This window comes from Tsukamurella sp. 8F (assembly GCF_029167375.1).
GTDB lineage: Bacteria > Actinomycetota > Actinomycetes > Mycobacteriales > Mycobacteriaceae > Tsukamurella.
Map to the genome: position 1 here is coordinate 41563 of NZ_JARFTP010000017.1, position 17717 is coordinate 59279.

15 protein-coding genes are annotated in these 17717 nt (G+C 68.7%); 6 read left to right on the forward strand and 9 right to left on the reverse strand.

The features are described from left to right. Positions 1–5: 5 nt before the first annotated feature. Positions 6–584: a helix-turn-helix domain-containing protein gene (locus tag P0W64_RS14175; protein WP_275480787.1), complete on the reverse strand. Its 579-nt coding sequence runs from the start codon at positions 582–584 to the stop codon at positions 6–8. Positions 585–640: 56 nt separating this feature from the next. On the opposite strand from P0W64_RS14175, the gene P0W64_RS14180 reads away from it, so the two are divergent. Next, a complete protein-coding gene (locus P0W64_RS14180; RefSeq protein WP_275480788.1) occupies positions 641–1636 on the forward strand; it encodes a DUF2867 domain-containing protein in 996 nt (331 codons plus the stop codon). A gap of 1 nt (position 1637) precedes the next feature. Here P0W64_RS14180 and P0W64_RS14185 read toward each other — a convergent pair whose 3' ends face one another. Genes P0W64_RS14185 through P0W64_RS14195 form a run of 3 tightly spaced genes read right to left on the reverse strand, consistent with a single transcriptional unit; the run spans position 1638 to position 4830 of the window. Beyond that, positions 1638–2801: a thiolase domain-containing protein gene (locus tag P0W64_RS14185; protein WP_275480789.1), complete on the reverse strand. Its 1164-nt coding sequence runs from the start codon at positions 2799–2801 to the stop codon at positions 1638–1640. Then, positions 2798–3868, reverse strand: coding sequence for a thiolase domain-containing protein (locus P0W64_RS14190; protein ID WP_343232863.1), 1071 nt, complete (start codon positions 3866–3868; stop codon positions 2798–2800). The genes P0W64_RS14185 and P0W64_RS14190 overlap by 4 nt, the downstream gene beginning before the upstream one ends. 2 nt (positions 3869–3870) lie before the next feature. Beyond that, a complete protein-coding gene (locus tag P0W64_RS14195; RefSeq protein ID WP_275480791.1) occupies positions 3871–4830 on the reverse strand; it encodes an OB-fold nucleic acid binding domain-containing protein in 960 nt (319 codons plus the stop codon). A 95-nt stretch (positions 4831–4925) separates the two neighbouring features. On the opposite strand from P0W64_RS14195, the gene P0W64_RS14200 reads away from it, so the two are divergent. After that, the gene (locus P0W64_RS14200) at positions 4926–6479 is read left to right on the forward strand and encodes an AMP-binding protein (protein ID WP_275480792.1); all 1554 of its coding nucleotides are present in this window, start codon (positions 4926–4928) and stop codon (positions 6477–6479) included. Positions 6480–6482: 3 nt separating this feature from the next. Here P0W64_RS14200 and P0W64_RS14205 read toward each other — a convergent pair whose 3' ends face one another. Then, on the reverse strand, positions 6483–7298 hold the full coding sequence (locus tag P0W64_RS14205; protein WP_275480793.1) for a crotonase/enoyl-CoA hydratase family protein: 816 nt from the start codon (positions 7296–7298) through the stop codon (positions 6483–6485). Between the two features lie 115 nt (positions 7299–7413). On the opposite strand from P0W64_RS14205, the gene P0W64_RS14210 reads away from it, so the two are divergent. From P0W64_RS14210 to P0W64_RS14220, 3 genes are read left to right on the forward strand one after another with little or no spacing between them, the layout of a single operon-like run. Further along, positions 7414–9039, forward strand: coding sequence for an acyl-CoA synthetase (locus P0W64_RS14210; protein ID WP_275480794.1), 1626 nt, complete (start codon positions 7414–7416; stop codon positions 9037–9039). Positions 9040–9049: 10 nt separating this feature from the next. Continuing rightward, complete coding sequence (locus tag P0W64_RS14215; RefSeq protein ID WP_275480795.1) at positions 9050–10171, forward strand: nitronate monooxygenase family protein; 1122 nt, start codon at positions 9050–9052, stop codon at positions 10169–10171. A gap of 6 nt (positions 10172–10177) precedes the next feature. Then, positions 10178–10687 carry a PPOX class F420-dependent oxidoreductase gene (locus P0W64_RS14220; RefSeq protein ID WP_275480796.1) on the forward strand — a complete coding sequence of 170 codons (510 nt, stop codon included), beginning with the start codon at positions 10178–10180 and terminating at the stop codon, positions 10685–10687. A gap of 59 nt (positions 10688–10746) precedes the next feature. Here P0W64_RS14220 and P0W64_RS14225 read toward each other — a convergent pair whose 3' ends face one another. Both P0W64_RS14225 and P0W64_RS14230 read right to left on the reverse strand, forming a co-directional pair. Further along, positions 10747–11670 carry a hypothetical protein gene (locus tag P0W64_RS14225; protein WP_275480797.1) on the reverse strand — a complete coding sequence of 308 codons (924 nt, stop codon included), beginning with the start codon at positions 11668–11670 and terminating at the stop codon, positions 10747–10749. A gap of 151 nt (positions 11671–11821) precedes the next feature. Continuing rightward, the gene (locus tag P0W64_RS14230) at positions 11822–12838 is read right to left on the reverse strand and encodes an LLM class F420-dependent oxidoreductase (protein ID WP_275480798.1); all 1017 of its coding nucleotides are present in this window, start codon (positions 12836–12838) and stop codon (positions 11822–11824) included. Positions 12839–12927: 89 nt separating this feature from the next. Here P0W64_RS14230 and P0W64_RS14235 point away from each other — a divergent pair, with 89 nt between their 5' ends. Further along, the gene (locus P0W64_RS14235; RefSeq protein WP_275480799.1) at positions 12928–14508 is read left to right on the forward strand and encodes a succinic semialdehyde dehydrogenase; all 1581 of its coding nucleotides are present in this window, start codon (positions 12928–12930) and stop codon (positions 14506–14508) included. A 12-nt stretch (positions 14509–14520) separates the two neighbouring features. Here P0W64_RS14235 and P0W64_RS14240 read toward each other — a convergent pair whose 3' ends face one another. Together P0W64_RS14240 and P0W64_RS14245 are read right to left on the reverse strand one after the other, a co-directional pair. Next, positions 14521–16086 carry an AMP-binding protein gene (locus tag P0W64_RS14240; RefSeq protein WP_275480800.1) on the reverse strand — a complete coding sequence of 522 codons (1566 nt, stop codon included), beginning with the start codon at positions 16084–16086 and terminating at the stop codon, positions 14521–14523. Then, on the reverse strand, positions 16062–17717 hold the full coding sequence (locus tag P0W64_RS14245; protein WP_275480801.1) for a GMC family oxidoreductase N-terminal domain-containing protein: 1656 nt from the start codon (positions 17715–17717) through the stop codon (positions 16062–16064). The genes P0W64_RS14240 and P0W64_RS14245 overlap by 25 nt, the downstream gene beginning before the upstream one ends.

The following is a 17717-nucleotide window of genomic DNA, read 5'->3' on the forward strand; positions in this document are numbered from 1 at the left end:
GCAGCTCAGCTCCGATCGGGGGCGAGCTCCCTGCCGAGGCGTTCCAGATGACGTTCCCATTCCGCCCCGGCGGGAAGGACACCCGGCGCAGCCGCAGCGAGTTGAGCATGGCCCAGGTACACGGACACGGCAGCCACCGCGCGGCTGCGCGCCGCCTCGTCATCCAGCCCAGCGGCGCGGTACAGCCCCGCCACGTACTCGACACGGCGCTCGGTGACGCGCACGACCGCGGGGCCCACGGTGGGGTCTCCGGCGGCAGCCAGGAGCGCGAGCTCGAGCGGATCGCCGATCGCCCCGAACACCACGCCCAGTAGCTCCGCGAGCCGATCGGGCGCTCGCTGCGCCTTCTCCGCTGCTTCGATCACGGCCTCCGTATGCTCGCGCTCCCACGTCTCGAGCGCACGGTCCAGCAGGTCCCGCCGATCACGGAAGTGCCAGTAGAAGCTGCCCTTCGTCGCGCCGAGACGCTTGGCGAGCGGCTCGACCGCGGCAGCAGCGAGTCCTCCCTCGGCGATCGCGTCGAGGGCGGCGTGGGTCCAGTCGGCCGCGCTGAGGCGACGGCGTTCAGGTCTGGTGTCGGGCATCGCCGTACGGTACCGTATGGCGTACCCGATACGGTACCGTACGGACGGAGCGGACGATGTCGCACCCACCGATCAATATCCACGAACGCCGGATCGACGCGCCGCCTAGCGTCCTTGGGCCCCTTCTTGATGGGCTGGGCGGCCCCGACGACAGGCTGTGGCCATCGCCGGCATGGGTGCCGATGGTCCTGGATCAGCCCCTCGCAGTGGGCGCCGACGGCGGCCACGGGCCGATCCGCTACCGCGTCGTCGACTACGAGCCCGGGCGCCGGGTCCGCTTCGAATTCCATTCCACGCCGGGAGTCTCCGGCCATCACGAGTTAGTCGTATCGCCCGACGGCGACGGTTCCCTGGTACGCCATATCCTCACGGCCCGTTCGCCGTGGCCGCTGGGCCTGATACTCGGCGAGACCCTCATGCATCTGCACGACGCGTGCGTCGAGGACATGCTCGACAACGCCGAGCGCGCGGCGACCGGAACGGTCCGGGCTCCATCGCGCTGGTCACCGCGGGTACGCGCGCTGCGAGCTCTCAGCGACCGACCGGCGGCGCGTGCTGTGCCCGTGCCCGTGCCCGAGAGCGCGATACTCGCCCGCCGCACCATCGACGAGTGGTCGGCGGCAGCGCGACGCGGCCGACTGGTGGATGCGCACGCCGTCGAACTGCGTCGGGGCATGTCGACCGATCCGCGGGCCTGGGCGAAGGACGCATTCGGCGGCGCGCCGGCGGCGGTCAGGGCTGCGATGGCGCTGCGCGAGGCGGTGGTCGGCCTGGTCGGGATCGGGCGGGGCTCACCGGGGTCCTTCGCGATACGTGACAGCACCGGCGACGAGGTCCTGCTGGGCGAGGATGCGAGCCACCTCGACTTCCGCGCATCGGTCCTGGTCGCCGACGGTGCCGTCACGCTCACGACGGTTGCGGTGCCTCACAATCTGCGCGGGCGCCTCTATCTGTTGCCGGTACGGATCGCTCACCCGATCATCGTCGAGGCGATACTGCGTGCAACGTGGCGGCGCATGCAGGTCGACGTGGAGGCACTCGCCCCGACATGACTCACCCGGGCTTGTCCGACGAGACCACCCACATCGAGAAGTACTGCGAACCACCGCCGTACGCGTGACCGAGCGCCTTGCGGGCACCGTCTACCTGGTACGCGCCGGCGCGGCACATGACCTGCTTGGCGGCCTCGGCGAAGCGCAGCATCCCAGACGCACCGATCGGGTTCGACGACAGCACGCCACCCGACGGATTCACAGGTAGCCTGCCGCCGGGCCCGGTCTCGCCGGCCGCGGTGAGCTTCCAGCCCTCGTTCTGTTCCGCGAAACCGAGATTCTCGAGCCACATGGGCTCGAACCACGAGAAGGGAACGTAGATCTCGGCGACGTCGATCTCGTCGATGGGACTGCGGATCCCAGCCGCCGACCACAGTGCTGCGGCCGCGTCGCGCCCGGCTCTGGGGCTTACATGGTCGCGACCGGCGAACGTGGTCGGCTCGGTACGCATCGCGGTGGCGTGGATCCATCCCACCGGGCCGTCTGCGCTATCGGCAGCAGCCTCGTCTCCGATCACCAGAGCGCACGCACCGTCGGAGGACGGGCAGGTCTCGTCGAAACGGATGGGGTCCCAGAGCATCTGGGATGCCTGGACCGACTCGAGAGTGATATCCGGCTGCCGCAGGTGCGCGTACGGATTGCGCGCGCCGCCCAGTCGATCCTTCACCGCGACCACGGCTCCGATGTGATCCGGTGCGCCGGATCTGCGAATGTACGAACGCACGTGCGGCGCGAAGTAGCCGCCCGCGCCGGCCCCGACGGGGACCGTGAACGGGATGCCGATCGACAACGCCCACATGGCGTTCGACTCCGACTGCTTCTCCCATGCCAGTGTCAGCACGCGCCGATGCACCCCGGACTGCACGAGCGATGCGGCGACGATCGCCGTCGATCCGCCGACCGAGCCCGCGGTGTGCACGCGCATGAGGGGCTTCCCGACAGCACCGAGCGCGTCCGCAAGGAACAGCTCGGGCATCATCACGCCCTCGAACAGGTCGGGTGCCTTCCCGACGACGATCGCGTCGACGTCGTCGAGCGTCACCTGCGCGTCGGCGAGCGCCCGGTCGACCGCCTCCCGCAGCATGCCGGCCATCGACACGTCATGCCGCTTACTGCGATGGTGGGTCTGCCCGGTGCCCAGCACCGCGGCCCGTGCCCGGCTCATACCTCCACCTCCATCGATGCCACCAGATTCTGTTGCAGGAGAGGGCCGCTCGCGGCATGCGCGAGCACTCGATCCGCCTGTCCCGAGAAGATGCGCCTCGCCGCTTCGCCGATCCGGTTCAGCCCACCTGCGAACATCGGATTGCCTGCCAGTGGACCACCCGATGGATTGACGACCACACCCGAGCCGAGTCCCAGCGCCTCTGCGAGGATGATCTCCTGGTGCGTGAACGGAGCGTGCAGCTCGGCGACCTGGAATGCCCCGATATGGCCTAGCGCTCGACCTGCGGCCTCGGTCGAGGGCGATCTGGTCAGATCGCGTGCGCCGAGTGCGCCGGACTCGATCCGATGCTCGATCCCGGTGATCCACGCCGGTCTCTCGGCGAATTCCCGAGCCCGCTCGGCGGATGCGAGCACGATCACGGACGCGCCGTCCGTGATGGGCGCGATGTCGTGAGCGCGGAGCGGATCGGCGACGGGCTCGGTTGCGAGCAGGGCCTCGACGTCGACCGGCCCCGAACGCGCCTGTGCGGTCGGATCCTCCTGTGCTGCTGCACGACTGCGCGCCGCGACCTCTGCCATATCGCGCTCGGTCCAGCGCCCCGCCTCGAGGCCGAGGCGGGCCTGCAGGCCCGCGACGCTGACGGAGTCCGGCCACAGCGGGGCGACGCTGTACGGGTCGTGCTGAAGCGCAAGGACACGACGTAGCTGCCCCGCGGACGACTTACCGAAGCCGTATACGAGCGCCGTCCGGACCTGGCCGGTAAGGATCTTCACCCACGCCTCGTACAGCGCCCAGGCGGCGTCCATCTCGACGTGCGACTCGTTGATCGGCGGCCAAGCGCCTATCGCGTCGACCGCGGAGATGAAGGAGAACGCACGGCCGGCCAGATAGTCGGACGAGCCGGAGCACCAGAAGTCGATGTCCGCCTTGGTGGCTCCCGTCGCGTCGTACACCTCGCGCAGCAACGGCACGAGCATCTCCGTGCCGTTCGTCGTCGTGTCGGCCACAGGCACGTGAGGGGTACGGGCGAACGCGACGACCGCGACTCCCGAGCCGGGTGGGATGCTCACAGATGCCTCCGAAAGGTGTCGTACTCGGCATCGGCCTCGCCGGTGGGTTCGAAGTGACTGATATTGGCGGGCGTCGGCCCCCATTCGTCGCGCGGCCGCCACGCCGCGCGAACTCGCATGCCCATGCGGACCTGATCGGCGGCGCAGCCCAGAACCAGATGCAGGAAGGGGATATCCGCGCCGTCGAGCAGGATGTATGCGCCCACGTACGGGGGCTTGATCCGCTGCCCGAGGAACGGCACGTTGACGATGCAGAAGGTCGTGACGATGCCCGTGTCCGGCAGCTCGACCTCGGTAGTGGTGGGCACGCCGTCCGTGGGGCATGCGCTCCGCGGAGGTACGTAGACCTGGTCGCAGACCGGGCACCGCTGGCCGATCAGCCGACCCTCCGCGAGGGCATGAAGGTAGCGACTCTCCTCCCGCGACGCGGTGTGCGTGAGGTGGACGTCGACGGGCGCGGTGAGCATCGCGATCGCCTCGGGAAGGTCCGCGCCCGAGGACGGCTCACCCTCTCCCTCTCCCGGTTCGAAGCACGCGACGTCCGTGATCGCGCCGACGGGGGAGTCCACCCACCGTGCCCGCACCCGCATACCTGTCCGCATCGCGTCGCGAGGAGCGTCGACAGCGTGCAGTAGGGGCGTGTCGGCACCGTCCAGCCGGATCAGAGCCCAGGAGAACGGGCTGTCGAAAGGTTGCCCGCGGACGGGCTCCGCGCACCACGACCAGCTCACCACGGTGCCGGTGGTCGCCACTTCGACGAGCTCGCCGAGCGGCGCCGCGGTCACAGGGTCGTACTCGGGTGGCGGCACATGCACCCTGCCGTCGCTGCCCCGGGCCCCGATGATGCGGCGCTGCGCCAGCGCCCCTGCGAAGCGCCCGAGGACCGGGCCCAGCGAGCGGGTGTAGTCGAAGGAGATGTCGAGCGGCGCTGCCAGCGTCGCGAATTCAGCGCTCACATCGCTAGTGGAACACGTTCTTGTTTTCTCCGCAAGAAGTGTCTCCGAGGGCTTATGGTCGTAGCCGACGAAACGTTCTGCGAAAAGGGAGACGCATGTCCGATACCGCGCTACACCGCGATCCGCTCCCGGTCGAGATCCTGATCCGCTCGCTCGACGTCTACGCCGAACGGACGGCGCTCACGCTGGCCGGCGACGATACCGTCACCTATGCGGACATGCGCGACGCGATCAGTCGGTACGCCCAGGTGTATCTGTCGCGGGGCATCGGCGTCGGCAGCCCGGTAGCCATCCTCTCCGCGAATCGCCCCGAGGTGCTGTACGCGCAGGGCGCCAACCTGGTGACGGGCGTGCGCTTCGCCGCGCTGCATCCGCGGGGCTCGCTCGACGATCACGTGTACGTCCTCGAGGACGCGGGGATCGAGACGCTCGTCTTCGATCCCGACGCGTACGAGGAACATGCCGCCACGCTCGCCGCGCGCGTCCCGGGTCTCAGGAACCTGTTCGCGTTCGGCCCCACTGGCTGCGGCACCGACCTGGCAGCTGCGGCCGCGGAGTTCGCACCCCGGCCACTCAGTGCGCCGGCCGTCGCCGAAGGTGCCACATCGAGTCTCGCCTACACGGGCGGCACGACCGGCAGATCCAAGGGCGTGATGATGGGCTACACGGGAAGCGCCGCGTTGTTGCGGATCCAGCGCGCCGAATGGGAGTGGCCGGACGACACGCGGTTCCTCGCGTGCGCCCCGCTCAGTCACGCCGGTGGCGCGTTCTGGAACCCGATCAGCATGCAGGGCGGTTCCATGGTCGTGCTGCCTGGATTCCACCCCGAGCGTGTGCTGGAGGCGATCGAGAAGTACCGCATAACGGCGACGATGCTGGTCCCTACCATGCTCTACGCGCTCCTCGACCATCCCCGCATCGATGAGTACGACCTCTCCAGCCTCGAGACCGTCTACTACGGTGCCTCGGCGATCTCGCCCACGCGACTCACGGAGGCGATCGAGCGGTTCGGCCCGGTCTTCTTCCAGTTCTACGGGCAGGCCGAGTGCCCCATGACGATCTCCGTGCTCCGTAAGCGCGACCACGACCTCGCATGCCCCGAGCGACTCACCAGCTGCGGTCGGCCGGTGCCGTGGTTGCACGTCGCGCTACTGGACGACGACTGCCGACCCGCCGCCATCGGGGAGCCGGGGGAGATCTGCGTGCGCGGATCGCTCGTGATGCAGGGCTACCTGAACAAGCCGGAACAGACCGAAGATGCGCTGCGCGGCGGCTGGCTGCACACCGGCGACGTCGGCCGCTTCGACGACGAGGGCTACCTCTACATCGTCGACCGCAAGAAGGACATGGTGGTCACAGGCGGCTTCAACGTCTTCCCACGAGAGGTCGAAGACGTCCTCTCCGCGCACCCCGCGGTCGCCGCGGCAGCGGTGATCGGCGTGCCCGACGAGCGCTGGGGTGAGGCGGTCAAGGCCGTCGTCGTGCTCCGCGCCGGCCACACCGCCGGCGCCGAGGAGCTGATCGCGCTGGTGCGCGAACGCAAGGGCTCGGTCCACGCCCCCAAGTCGGTCGAATTCGCCGACGCCATCCCCGTCAGCCCCCTCGGCAAGCCCGACAAGAAGGCGCTCCGGGACCTGTACCCGAACTGAGAGCTACCTACCCCGGAAATCGGGCTTCCGCTTCTCCGCGAACGCGCGTGGGCCCTCCTTCGCGTCCGCGCTGCGGAACACCTCGAGGCCGAGGCGGGCGTCGATCGCGAACGCCGCTTCCTCGGCGAGGCCCTCCGTATCGCGCATGGTCTGCAGGATGGCGCGGACGGCGACCGGGCCGTTGGCATTGACGAGTCCGGCGAGTGCGAGAGCCTCGTCCAGGGCGGTCCCGTCGGGCACGATGTGGCCGATGAGTCCGATCTGAAGGGCTTCGGTGGCGCTTACGTGACGGCCGGTCAGTAGGAGTTCGGCCGCCACGGTGTACGGGATCTGGCGAGGAAGCCGGACCGCCGAGCCGCCCATCGGGAACAGGCTCCAGCGTGCCTCTGACACACCGAATCTCGCGCTCTCGCCCGCGACCCGTATGTCGGTGCCCTGCAGGATCTCCGTGCCGCCCGCGATGGCCGGACCCTCGACGGCCGCGATGAGCGGCTTGGTCAGGCGGCGCCCCTTGAGCAGTCCGGGGATCTTCGCAGGGTCCCAGCCACCGCCGGACATCGCGCTGCCGGGGTCGCTGCGGCTCATCGCCTTGAGATCCGCACCCGCGCAGAACGCACCACCCGCCCCGGTGAGGATGCAACTGCGGATCTCGGGATCCCCGTCGACGCGGTCCCAGGCGCCGACCATGATCGAGAGCATCTCGCCGGTCAGCGCATTGCGGGCGTGCGGGCGGTTCATCGTCACGATGAGCGTGTGGCCACGCTGCTCGACGAGAGCATGCGGAGCGTCGGACTCCGCGGCCGCCTGTCCGGTGGTCATGTGCTCCGCCTTCCGCTGGTGTCATCGACCGGGAGATGCCGGGATGAAAAGTGGTCGTCTGCCGGTTTCAAGAAACCCGTCCCGAAGAACAGTAACATGTTCTAGTTTTGATCTTATGAGCTTCAATGTCGCAGATCTGCTCGAGCACGCCGTCGATGCCATGCCGGATCGCACCGCCCTCGTCTGTGGAGACCGCAGCATCACCTACCGTGAACTCGACGAGCGCGCGAACAGGCTGGCCCACCACCTCGCCGCCCAAGGGCTCGGCGTCGGCGACCACGTAGGGGTCTACTCCCGCAACTCGATCGAGTCGATAGAGACCATGTTCGCAGCCTTCAAGCTGCGCGCCATCCCGGTCAACGTCAACTATCGGTACGTGGCCGACGAACTGCGGCACATCTTCACCAACGCCGATCTCGAGGCACTCGTCTTCGAACGGCGCTTCGACAGTCGGGTGGCCGAGGTCCTACCCGACGCGCCCCTGCTCACCGCGCTGCTGTCCGTAGCCGACGGGAGCCCGGAGAACGCGGGGACCGCCACGGGCGCAGTCGACTACGAGGAGGCCCTCGCAGCACGATCCGCCGACCGCGACTTCGCGGAGCGCAGCCCCGACGACCTCTACATCCTCTACACGGGCGGCACCACCGGTCGGCCGAAGGGCGTCATGTGGCGCCAGGAGGACGTGTACCGGGCCCTCGGCGGCGGCATCAACTTCATCACGGGCGAGTACGTCGAGGACGAATACCAGCCCTCGCAGATGGGCTCGCAAGGCCCCGGCATGGTTGCGATGCCCGTCTCTCCGCTCATCCACGGCGCGGCACAGTGGGCCACGATGATGAGCCTGTTCGGCGGCGGCAAGGTCGTTCTGGTGCCACAATTCGACGCCGACGCGGTGTGGCGGGCAGTGCAGGACAACAAGGTCCAGGTACTCACCGTCGTGGGGGATGCGATGGCGCGCCCGCTCATGGACGCCTACAAGACGGGCCGGTACGACGCGTCTTCGCTCATCTCGTTCACGTCGCACGCTGCGCTGTTCTCGCAGTCGCTCAAGGAGGAGTACCTCGAGACGTTTCCGAACCTCTTCCTCACCGATGCGATCGGCTCGTCGGAAAGCGGTTTCGTCGGTCTAGGGGTGGTGACCAGGGGCGTCGACTACGGCCAGGGTCCCCGCGTGAACCCGAGCGCGCAGGCCGCTCTCATCGACGACGACGGTGCGCTGGTCTCGATGTCGCCGGGGGCCACCGGCCGCATGGCACGCACCGGGCATGTACCGATCGGCTACTACAAGGACCCCGAGAAGTCGGCGACGATCTTCGCCGAGATCGACGGCAGGCGTTACGTCATCCCGGGCGATTACGCACGCTATGAGGACGACGGGACGCTCACGCTGCTCGGCCGCGGTTCCGGATGCGTCAACACCGGCGGCGAGAAGGTCTTCCCCGAGGAGGTCGAGGGCGCACTCAAGTCGCACCCTGACGTGTTCGACGCGCTCGTCGTCGGTGTCCCAGACGACCGCCTCGGACAACGGGTCGGCGCACTCATCCAGGCACGTGAGGACGTCGAGCTCGACATCCCGGCAGTACTCGCCCAGGCCCGCACCAGGATCGCCGGCTACAAGCTCCCGCGCAGCGTGTGGATCGTCGACCGTGTGCACCGGCAGCCGAGCGGCAAGCCCGACTACCCGTGGGCCAAGCGCCACACCACCGAGGTCCCCGAGACCGCGATCCCCGCGGCGCAGTAGGAGGCCCGTCGTGCGCACACAGATCTGCGACCGGCTCGGCATCGAGTATCCCGTCGTCGCGTTCACGCCGTCCGAGCATGTCGCCGCGGCGGTATCGCGCGCGGGTGGCCTCGGGGTCCTCGGCTGTGTGCGGTTCAACGACGCCGGCGAACTCGACCAGGTCCTGGACTGGATGGACTCGAACACCGACGGCCGCCCGTACGGCGTCGATGTCGTGATGCCCAACAGAATGCCCGAGGAGGGGAACGCCGCAGACCTGTCGAGCCACATCCCCGATGAGCACCGCGCGTTCGTGGAGCGCACGCTCGCGGAACTAGGCGTTCCCGAACTCGATTCGCATCCCGACGGCGGCGCGGGTGTCCTCGGCTGGCTGCATTCGGTCGCGCGGGCGCACGTCGATATAGCTCTGCGACACCGCATCTCACTCATCGCAAACGCCTTGGGATCGCCCCCGGGCGACGTCATCGACGCGGCGCACGACGCGGGCGTGCAGGTCGCCGCGCTCGCGGGCCGGGCTTCGCACGCCCGGGCGCACGTCGATCGCGGCGTCGACATCGTCGTCGCCCAAGGGTACGAGGCCGGCGGGCACACGGGCGAGATCGGGTCGATGGTGCTGCTGCCCGAGATAGTCGACGAGGTAGGGAGCGAAGCGACGGTGCTCGCCGCCGGCGGCATCGGCTCGGGCCGGCAGATCGCGGCCGCCCTGGCACTGGGCGCCGACGGCGTCTGGATGGGATCGTACTGGCTCACGACCACGGAATACCTGATCACCATGTCGAATTCGTCGACCATGCAGCAGGCACTCTTGGCGGCCACATCCGGCGACACCGTCAGGACGCGCATCTACTCCGGCAAGCCCGCGCGACTGCTGAAGACACGCTGGACCGAGGCGTGGGCCCGGCCGGACGCGCCGTCGCCGCTGCCGATGCCGCTGCAGAACCTGCTCGTCGGCGAGGCACACGCACGAATCGCCGCGTCCCGCGACCCGTCCGTCGTCGCCATGCCGGTCGGACAGATCGTCGGCCGCATGAATGCGGTGCGGCCGGTCACGGAGATCATGGCCGAGCTGATTGCAGGATTCGACGAGGCCGCCGACCGCCTGCAGGCGACCCGCGTGTCGCCGGCCCGGTAGCGCATCATGGCCACCGACCGGCGCGCCGAGATCGCCATGACCGACCACGAGGTCGCGGATTTCCTCGCGGTAAACCGGACAGCGACGCTCGGCACCGTCGGACGCGACGGGCGTCCGCACCTCGTGGCGATGTGGTACGCGATACTCGACGGCGAGGTGTGGTTCGAGACGAAGGCGAAGTCGCAGAAGGCCGTCAATCTTCGCCGGGATCCGCGCTGTTCCGTCCTGGTCGAGGACGGCGCCACGTACGACGCGTTGCGCGGAGTCGAGCTGGAGGGCGACGCGCAGCTGACCGGCGATCCGGCGATCGTTCTGCGCGTCGGCATCGGGATCTGGGAGCGCTACGTGGGACCGTACGACGAGACCCAACGCGCGGCCGTCGACGCGATGATGCACAACCGTGTCTGTGTGCGCCTGGTCGTGGGCCGCCGACGCAGCTGGAACCACCGGAAGCTGGGGATGCCTCCGATGCCCGTCGCCGGCACGACCGCCCCCTCCGCTACGTACGGGCCCTAGTAATACTTCGCTTCCCACCTGGAATCCTAGGTGGGAAGCGAAGTATTACTAGGGACAGCTCACCCGAGGAAAGGTGGCACTCGGTGCAGCACACCGGCGGATCGCAAGGCGTGTGTGATCAGGGCGTGGAATCTGCGGCGGTCGGCTAGGTCGTTCCACGTCCACCGCACCACGGCGATGCCGGCAGCGCGGAAGTCGGAGTCTCGCTGCTTCTCCCGCTTGATGCGCTCGCGGTCGTCGTACTTGCCGTATCCGTCGAACTCGCCGATGATCCCGTCCCACGCGAAATCCGCCCAGTAGTCGCTGCCGCTGAGGTGGTAGTACTCCTGCAGTCGCGGAGGCGGCAGCTTCCACAGGTGCATCATCAGACGCGAGCGGGACTCGCCCGGCGACTCGCTGTGCTCCACCGAAAGGGTGAGCGCCTGGCGCGCGATCCGCACCCCCGGACGGATTCCGAGCCGATCGGTGGTCTCAGCCAACTCCTCGGGCGGCACAGGCGGCGGGATGTCCGGGTCGGGGTACCGCGGGACGACACGCACCGCGTCGATCGCGCATACGGCCCGCTCCAGGTCTCCCGACGTCGCTACGTCGATCGCCGTGCGAGCCCTCGAGGTCGCGCTCACGCCCTCGAGCCAGACGGTGTCTCCGGCGCCGAGCGGTCGCGGATGGATGTGCCGCCCGCGTCGGATGCCGCCGCCGTGACGATGATTGATCGTCATATGCACCAGGCCGAGATCCGCATCGTGCGCGGGGATCCCGTGTAGCGCCGCGGCACTCTGGTGGCTGACCGTAGCGGACTGGCACAGCAGCCCGGCGGCGATCACTCTGCGCCGGTACTCCGAGTAGACGTCACCGCGCGGCCCGACCTCGTACACGCCGTGCGCGAGCCGTCGGATGCTCCCGTCCCTCACACCCGCTGCGATGCCTGCCGGCGTCACACCCGTGGCGAGTAATGCGGCCCTGCTCATCATCTCGGTCCCCATACCGCGATCCTGCGCTTCCGAAGCCGGACAACCACCCGCGAGAACGGGATTGTCCACAGCCTGTGGATGGCAGATTCCCTAATAGAACTCCGCCTCCCGCATGAAATTCCAGGTGGGAGGCGGAGTTCTATTAGGGAGCGGGCGCGGTCCGTCAGTCGCGCATCGCTTCCGCTAGGCGGCGGAGCGTGGGCTCGTCACGCACGCCGGAGAACAGCAGTGTCGTGACCGGGCCGCCGCGCCAGCGGTCCAAGCGTTCGACGATGCGGTCGATCGGACCGACGAGCGCGATCGCGTCGACGAGTTCGTCAGGTACGGCGGCGATCGCCTCCGCGCGGCGGCCGGCCAGGAAGAGTTCCTGCACCTTCGCAGCGTCGTCTGCGAAACCGAGGCGTCCTATCAGGTCGAGATGGAAGTTCCTCTCGCGCGCACCCATTCCGCCTATGTAGAAGGCGAGGGGCACCTTTGCGACGGACATCGCGGCGGGCAGGTCGTCGACGACCACAGACACGGTCGCCGCGATCTCGAACCCGACGGGCCGATCGGCGAGTGAGGAGCCGAACACCTCCTCGACGCGTTCGGGGTCGATGAACAGCGGCAGCCAACCGTCACCGATCTCGGCCGCCAGCGCGACGTTCTTCGGTCCCTCGGCCCCGAGCAGGATCGGGATCCGCTCGCGCACGGGGGTGACGATGGATTTGAGCGGCTTGCCGAGCCCCGTGCCGTCGGGGTAGGGCAGCGGATAGTGCGGGCCGTCGCTCGTGACCGGACCGCGACGCGCTATCACCTGGCGGACGATGTCGACGTACTCGCGCGTTCGCGCAAGGGGTTTCGTGAACGGCGCGCCGTACCACCCTTCGGCGACCTGCGGTCCGGACGCTCCCAGTCCGAGCATGAAGCGGCCACCGGAGAGCGCGTCGAGTGTGAGTGCGTGCATCGCGGTCGCAGCGGGGGAGCGTGCGGGGATCTGCGCGACAGCGGTGCCCAGCCCGATCCGCGTAGTGCGCGCCCCGTACCAGGCGAGCGTGTCGAATGCATCCGAGCCGTAGGCCTCCGCCGTGACGACGAGGTCGTAGCCGAGACGTTCGGCGGCCAGCACGGTCGCGGTGTGATCCTCCGGCCCACGCGTCCAGTATCCGAGATTGAGCCCGATCGCTGGGTAGTCCGCCATACGGCGATGGTAGAACACGTTTCACATAGCGACGAGCCGGTTGCGCCGATCCAGCACGTCATCAGCTAGAACGCGTTACCGTTTCCGACATGGCTTCCCCCAGCGTCACCGGTTCCACCCTGCCCCCGGCGGTTACGCCGGAGCTGATCGCGAGGCTCGCCGGGACCGTCGTCTCGGACGGCACCCGTGAGCCCCACCGGCTGGTCGAGGTCTTCACCGGCGCCGAGGTCGGTGCGCTGCCACAGTCGACCACCACCGACGTCGATCGCGCGTTCGGGGCCGCGCGTGAGGCACAGCGGGAGTGGGCCGCATGGCCGCTCGACCGGCGGCTCGCGGTGTTCGCGCGTGCGCACGCCATGATCCTGGCCGAACACGACCTGATCGCCGACCTGATCCAGGTGGGTTCGGGCAAGAACCGCCGCATGGCATTCGAGGAGTCGTGCGACGTACCCATGGTCATCAGCCACTACCTCAAGGTGGCCCGACGCCTGCTGCGTCCCGCTCGTCGCGGGGGTCCGGTCCCCCTGTTCAGCAGCTCTACCGAGGTACACCGTCCCAAGGGCGTGGTAGGAGTGATAGCGCCCTGGAACTTCCCGTTCGCCATGGCGCTCTCCGATGCGACGCCGGCTCTCATGGCGGGCAACGGTATCGTCCTCAAACCGGACAACAAGACCGCGCTCGCGGCGCTCTACGGGGTGGAGCTGCTACTCCGGGCCGGGCTGCCGGAGGGACTCTTCCAGGTGGTGTGCGGCGACGGTCCCGACGTGGGACCTACGCTCATCGACAACAGCGACTTCGTCATGTTCACAGGGTCCTCGGCGACAGGTCGCGTCGTCGGCGAGCGCGCTGGGCGCGACCTCATCGGCTGCAGCCTCGAGCTCGGGGGCAAGAACCCCATGATCGTCCTGGACGACGTCGACCTCGACGAGGCGATCCCGACCGCGATCTTCTCGGTCTTCGCGAATGCCGGCCAAGCGTGCATGCACATCGAGCGGATGTACGTGCAGGACGACGTCTTCGACGAGTTCGCACGGCGATTCGTCGAAGCGGTCGCAGCGCTGCGGGTGGAGGCGGGTTACGACTACTCGTCCGACATGGGCTCACTCGCGTCATCGGAGCAGCTCGCCCGCGTCTCGGCGCAGGTCGATGAAGCCGTTGCCCTGGGGGCCACGGCGCTTTGTGGCGGACACGCTCTCCCGGACGTCGGGCCCGCCTTCTACGCCCCGACCGTGCTCACGGGCGTCACGCCCGATATGCGCATCGCGATCGCGGAGACCTTCGGCCCCGTCGTCGCGCTGCACCGGTTCCGCACCGACGACGAGGCGGTAGCAGCGGCCAACGACACACGCTATGGACTCAACGCCAGCGTCCTCGGCTCGGATCCGCACCGCTGCAACCGGATCGGTTCCCGACTGCAGGCGGGGAACGTCAATATCGGCGACGGCTTCGCAGCATCCTTCGCCAGCAAGGGCACGCCGTCAGGAGGCTGGAAGGAGTCAGGCGTGGGGACGCGGCACGGCGACGCCGGTCTGCTGAAATACACGGACACTGCGAATGTGGCCGTACTCAAGAAGCAACTCCTGCTGCCGCGCCCCGGCGTTCGCTACGAGAAACACGTGGCGCAGACCCTGGCAACGCTGACCTGGATGCGTCGCCTCCGGATCCGCTGAGCGCAGATCCGGCTAACGCGGCGGCACGGCGACGGTGGCCGCCACGCCGTCAGAGACGAGCGAGCGCTTGGCGACTTTGAACGACGCCGTATGCGGCAGTTCGGATTCGACACGAAGCCGGGTGGGCCGCTGTCGGACGCTCAGGTCCGGCTGCGCAGCAACGAAGCCGGCGAACACCTCCGCGTCGAGGCTGGCACCCGGCCGCAGCACCACTGCGGCCGCGACCTGATCCCCGACACCCTCGGCCGGGAGCGCATACACGGCCACCTCGGAGATATCCGGATGCCGGAGCAGCACCCGCTCGATCGGCGCCGTGCCGAGGTTCTCACCCGCGACGCGCAGCCAGTCTCCGGTGCGGCCGGCGAAGTACACGAACCCGGCGTCGTCGACGTAGGCGAGGTCGCCGGTGCGGAACCATCCGCCGCGCAGCTTGACGGCGTTCGCGGCATCGTCGTTGTAATACCCGTGGAAACCACCCGCTCCGGCGGTGTTGACGAGCTCACCCACGGCCGCCGCGGCGTTCAGCAGCTCCCCACCGGGGCCGAATCTCGCGGGCGGGCAGGGTGAGTCGTCATCAGCATGCAGCACGTCCGCACCGTCGGGCAGGACGCCGAGTGCCTCGGGCGGGGTGTCCGGTGTCCTGGCTATGACGATGCCGAGCTCGCTCGAACCGTATCCATCGAGCAGCCGACACCCGAAGCGCCTGGCGAACGCCGCGGTGTCTCCCGGGCGGCCCTCGTTGCCGTACACGATCCGCAGCGGGTTGTCTGCGTCGCCGGGACGCTCCTCGGTTGCCAGGATATATGCGAGGGGAGCGCCGACGTAGTTCGCGTAGGTGGCTCCGAAACGCCGGACGTCAGGAAGGAACCCACGCGCGGAGAACCGGCGCCGCAGTGCCAGCGCCGCACCTGCGGCGAGCGCGACACCCCAACCGGTGATGAGCGCGTTCGTGTGGAACAGGGGCATCGACACGTAGGCGACGTCGTCGGGAGTCAGCCCGCAGCGGTCCACCATGTAGCGCGCCGCGCCGGCGACCGCGGAGTGTGTGAGCCGCACCGCCTTGGGGTCGCCACTGGTTCCGGACGTGAACACCAGCATCAACAGGTCGCCGGGCGCCGCCTTTCTGTCGGGCACAGAAGCTCCGTGGAGGCGGCCGCGCCAGTCCTCGCCGTCGAGCTGTATGACCGGCACACCGATGTCGCGGACCTGCTCGAGGTGGGCTTGGTCGGCCAGGACGACCGCACAATCCGTATGTGCGACGTCACGCGCAAGCGCCCGACCGCTGCGTGTGTCGTTGAGCGCCACCAGGACCACGCCGGAGAGTGCGGCACCACCGATTGCGTCCGAGAACTCGGGGATGTTGTCCGCGAGGATGCCCACGTGCGGCACGGCAGCACCGGCTACCAGTTCCGCCAGCGCATCTGCGCACCTCGCCGCTGCGACGACGCATTCGGCCCAAGTCCGTGCGGTGTCCTCGAATTTCAGGCCGGCACCGTCGTCCGCCGCTCGTTCCCGCAACAGCGCGTCGACCGTGAGGACCATGGCCTCGGCGTTCACGCGCCCAGGAACTTCGCGCACATCTCGCCGATCATGTACGACGGCGCGTTGGTGTTCCCTCCGGTCACGGACGGCATGATCGACGCGTCCGCCACTCGTAGCCCGTCGATGCCGCGCACCCGCAGCTGCGGGTCGACGACTGCGCGCTCGTCGACGCCCATGCGGCATGTACCCACTGGGTGGTAGACCGAGTGTGCACGGTTAGGTAGCTCACGGCGCATCGCGTTCGGGTCCCGATACGCGTCACCGGGCGCGAACTCGCCCTCGACGTCGCGCGCGATGTCCTTGTGCGTCATGATCTCCCGGATCGTCGATATGCCCTCTAGCAGGAACTCGGTGTCCAGCGGGTCGGACAGGTACGCCGGGTCGATGAGTGGCTGCGCCAACGGGTCCGCGGAGGCGAGTCGCAGCTCGCCGCGGCTGTGTGGGTAGATCAGCGTCGGGAAGATGGTGAGTGCCGGACGCCGGTCCACCATGTGCAGCTTGTCCTCGTCCTGGTTCGGAACGGGGTAGCTCCAGGGCAGCGTGTGGATCTGCATGTCCGGGATGTCCTCAGCGAACGAGCTGCGCACGAACCCGCACGCCTCGAACACGGTGCGGCCGAACCACGAGCTGCCCGGACGTCGCCGCTCCTGCAGCAAGCCACTCGCGAAGTGCGCGGGCGTGCCCCTGTGAATCGCGCTCTTCATCAGGTAGGTCATGGGAACGAACAGGTGATCGTGCAGGTTCTGACCGACAGGCAGGTTGGCCGCCACGTCGATGCCGTGCTCGCGCAACTGCTCCGCAGGGCCGATACCGGAGAGCAGCAGCAGGTGCGCCGAGCCCATCGTCCCGCCGGAGACGACGACCTCTTGTTCCGCCCTGATCGTCTGCCGCCCTGTGCCCGTGAGGATCTCGACACCAGTCGCCCTACCGCTCTCGATCACGACACGGGCGACGTGCGCGCCGGCCACGACTGTGAGCCCCGCGCGTCGCTCGCGCAGGTACCCCTGGGCGGAGCTGTACCGGATGCCGCCCGCGACGCTCTGCTGGAAGATGCTGATGCCCTCCTGCGATGCCCCGTTGTAGTCGTCGATGACCGGAGCGCCCAGTGTGGCGGCGGCCGCCGCCATGAAACTCCGTGCGGCGCCGGTCAGGTCGCGCTGCCGGGTCACCCGGATCGGCCCCTCCTCGCCGCGCAGCTCGGTCGCACCTTCCTGCCAGCTCTCGAGGCGCTTGAATGCGGGAAGCACGCCGTCGTAGTCCCACCCCTCGCAGCCCTCGGCGGCCCAGCCGTCGTAGTTCGCGCGGTTGCCACGGACGAACAGCATCCCGTTGATCGAGCTGGACCCGCCTAACACCTTGCCGCGTGTCATGGGGATCCGCCGTTCGTTCGCGAACTTCTGCGGCGTCGAGTACTGCTTCCAGGCGACACGAGACTTCAACTGGGGCACCGTATGCACCATCGTGATCATGCCGGGTATGCGGGTCAGCCGCGTGTCATCGTTCCGTCCGGCTTCGAGCAGCACCACACGTGCACCCGTGTCTGCCAGACGCGAGGCGACGATCGCTCCCGCGCTGCCTGAGCCGACGACGACGTAGTCGGCCGACGCGGGCAGGGCGTTCGTGTCTGTGACGATCGTCTTCTTCGTGGTACGCCGGGGCTGGGTCAC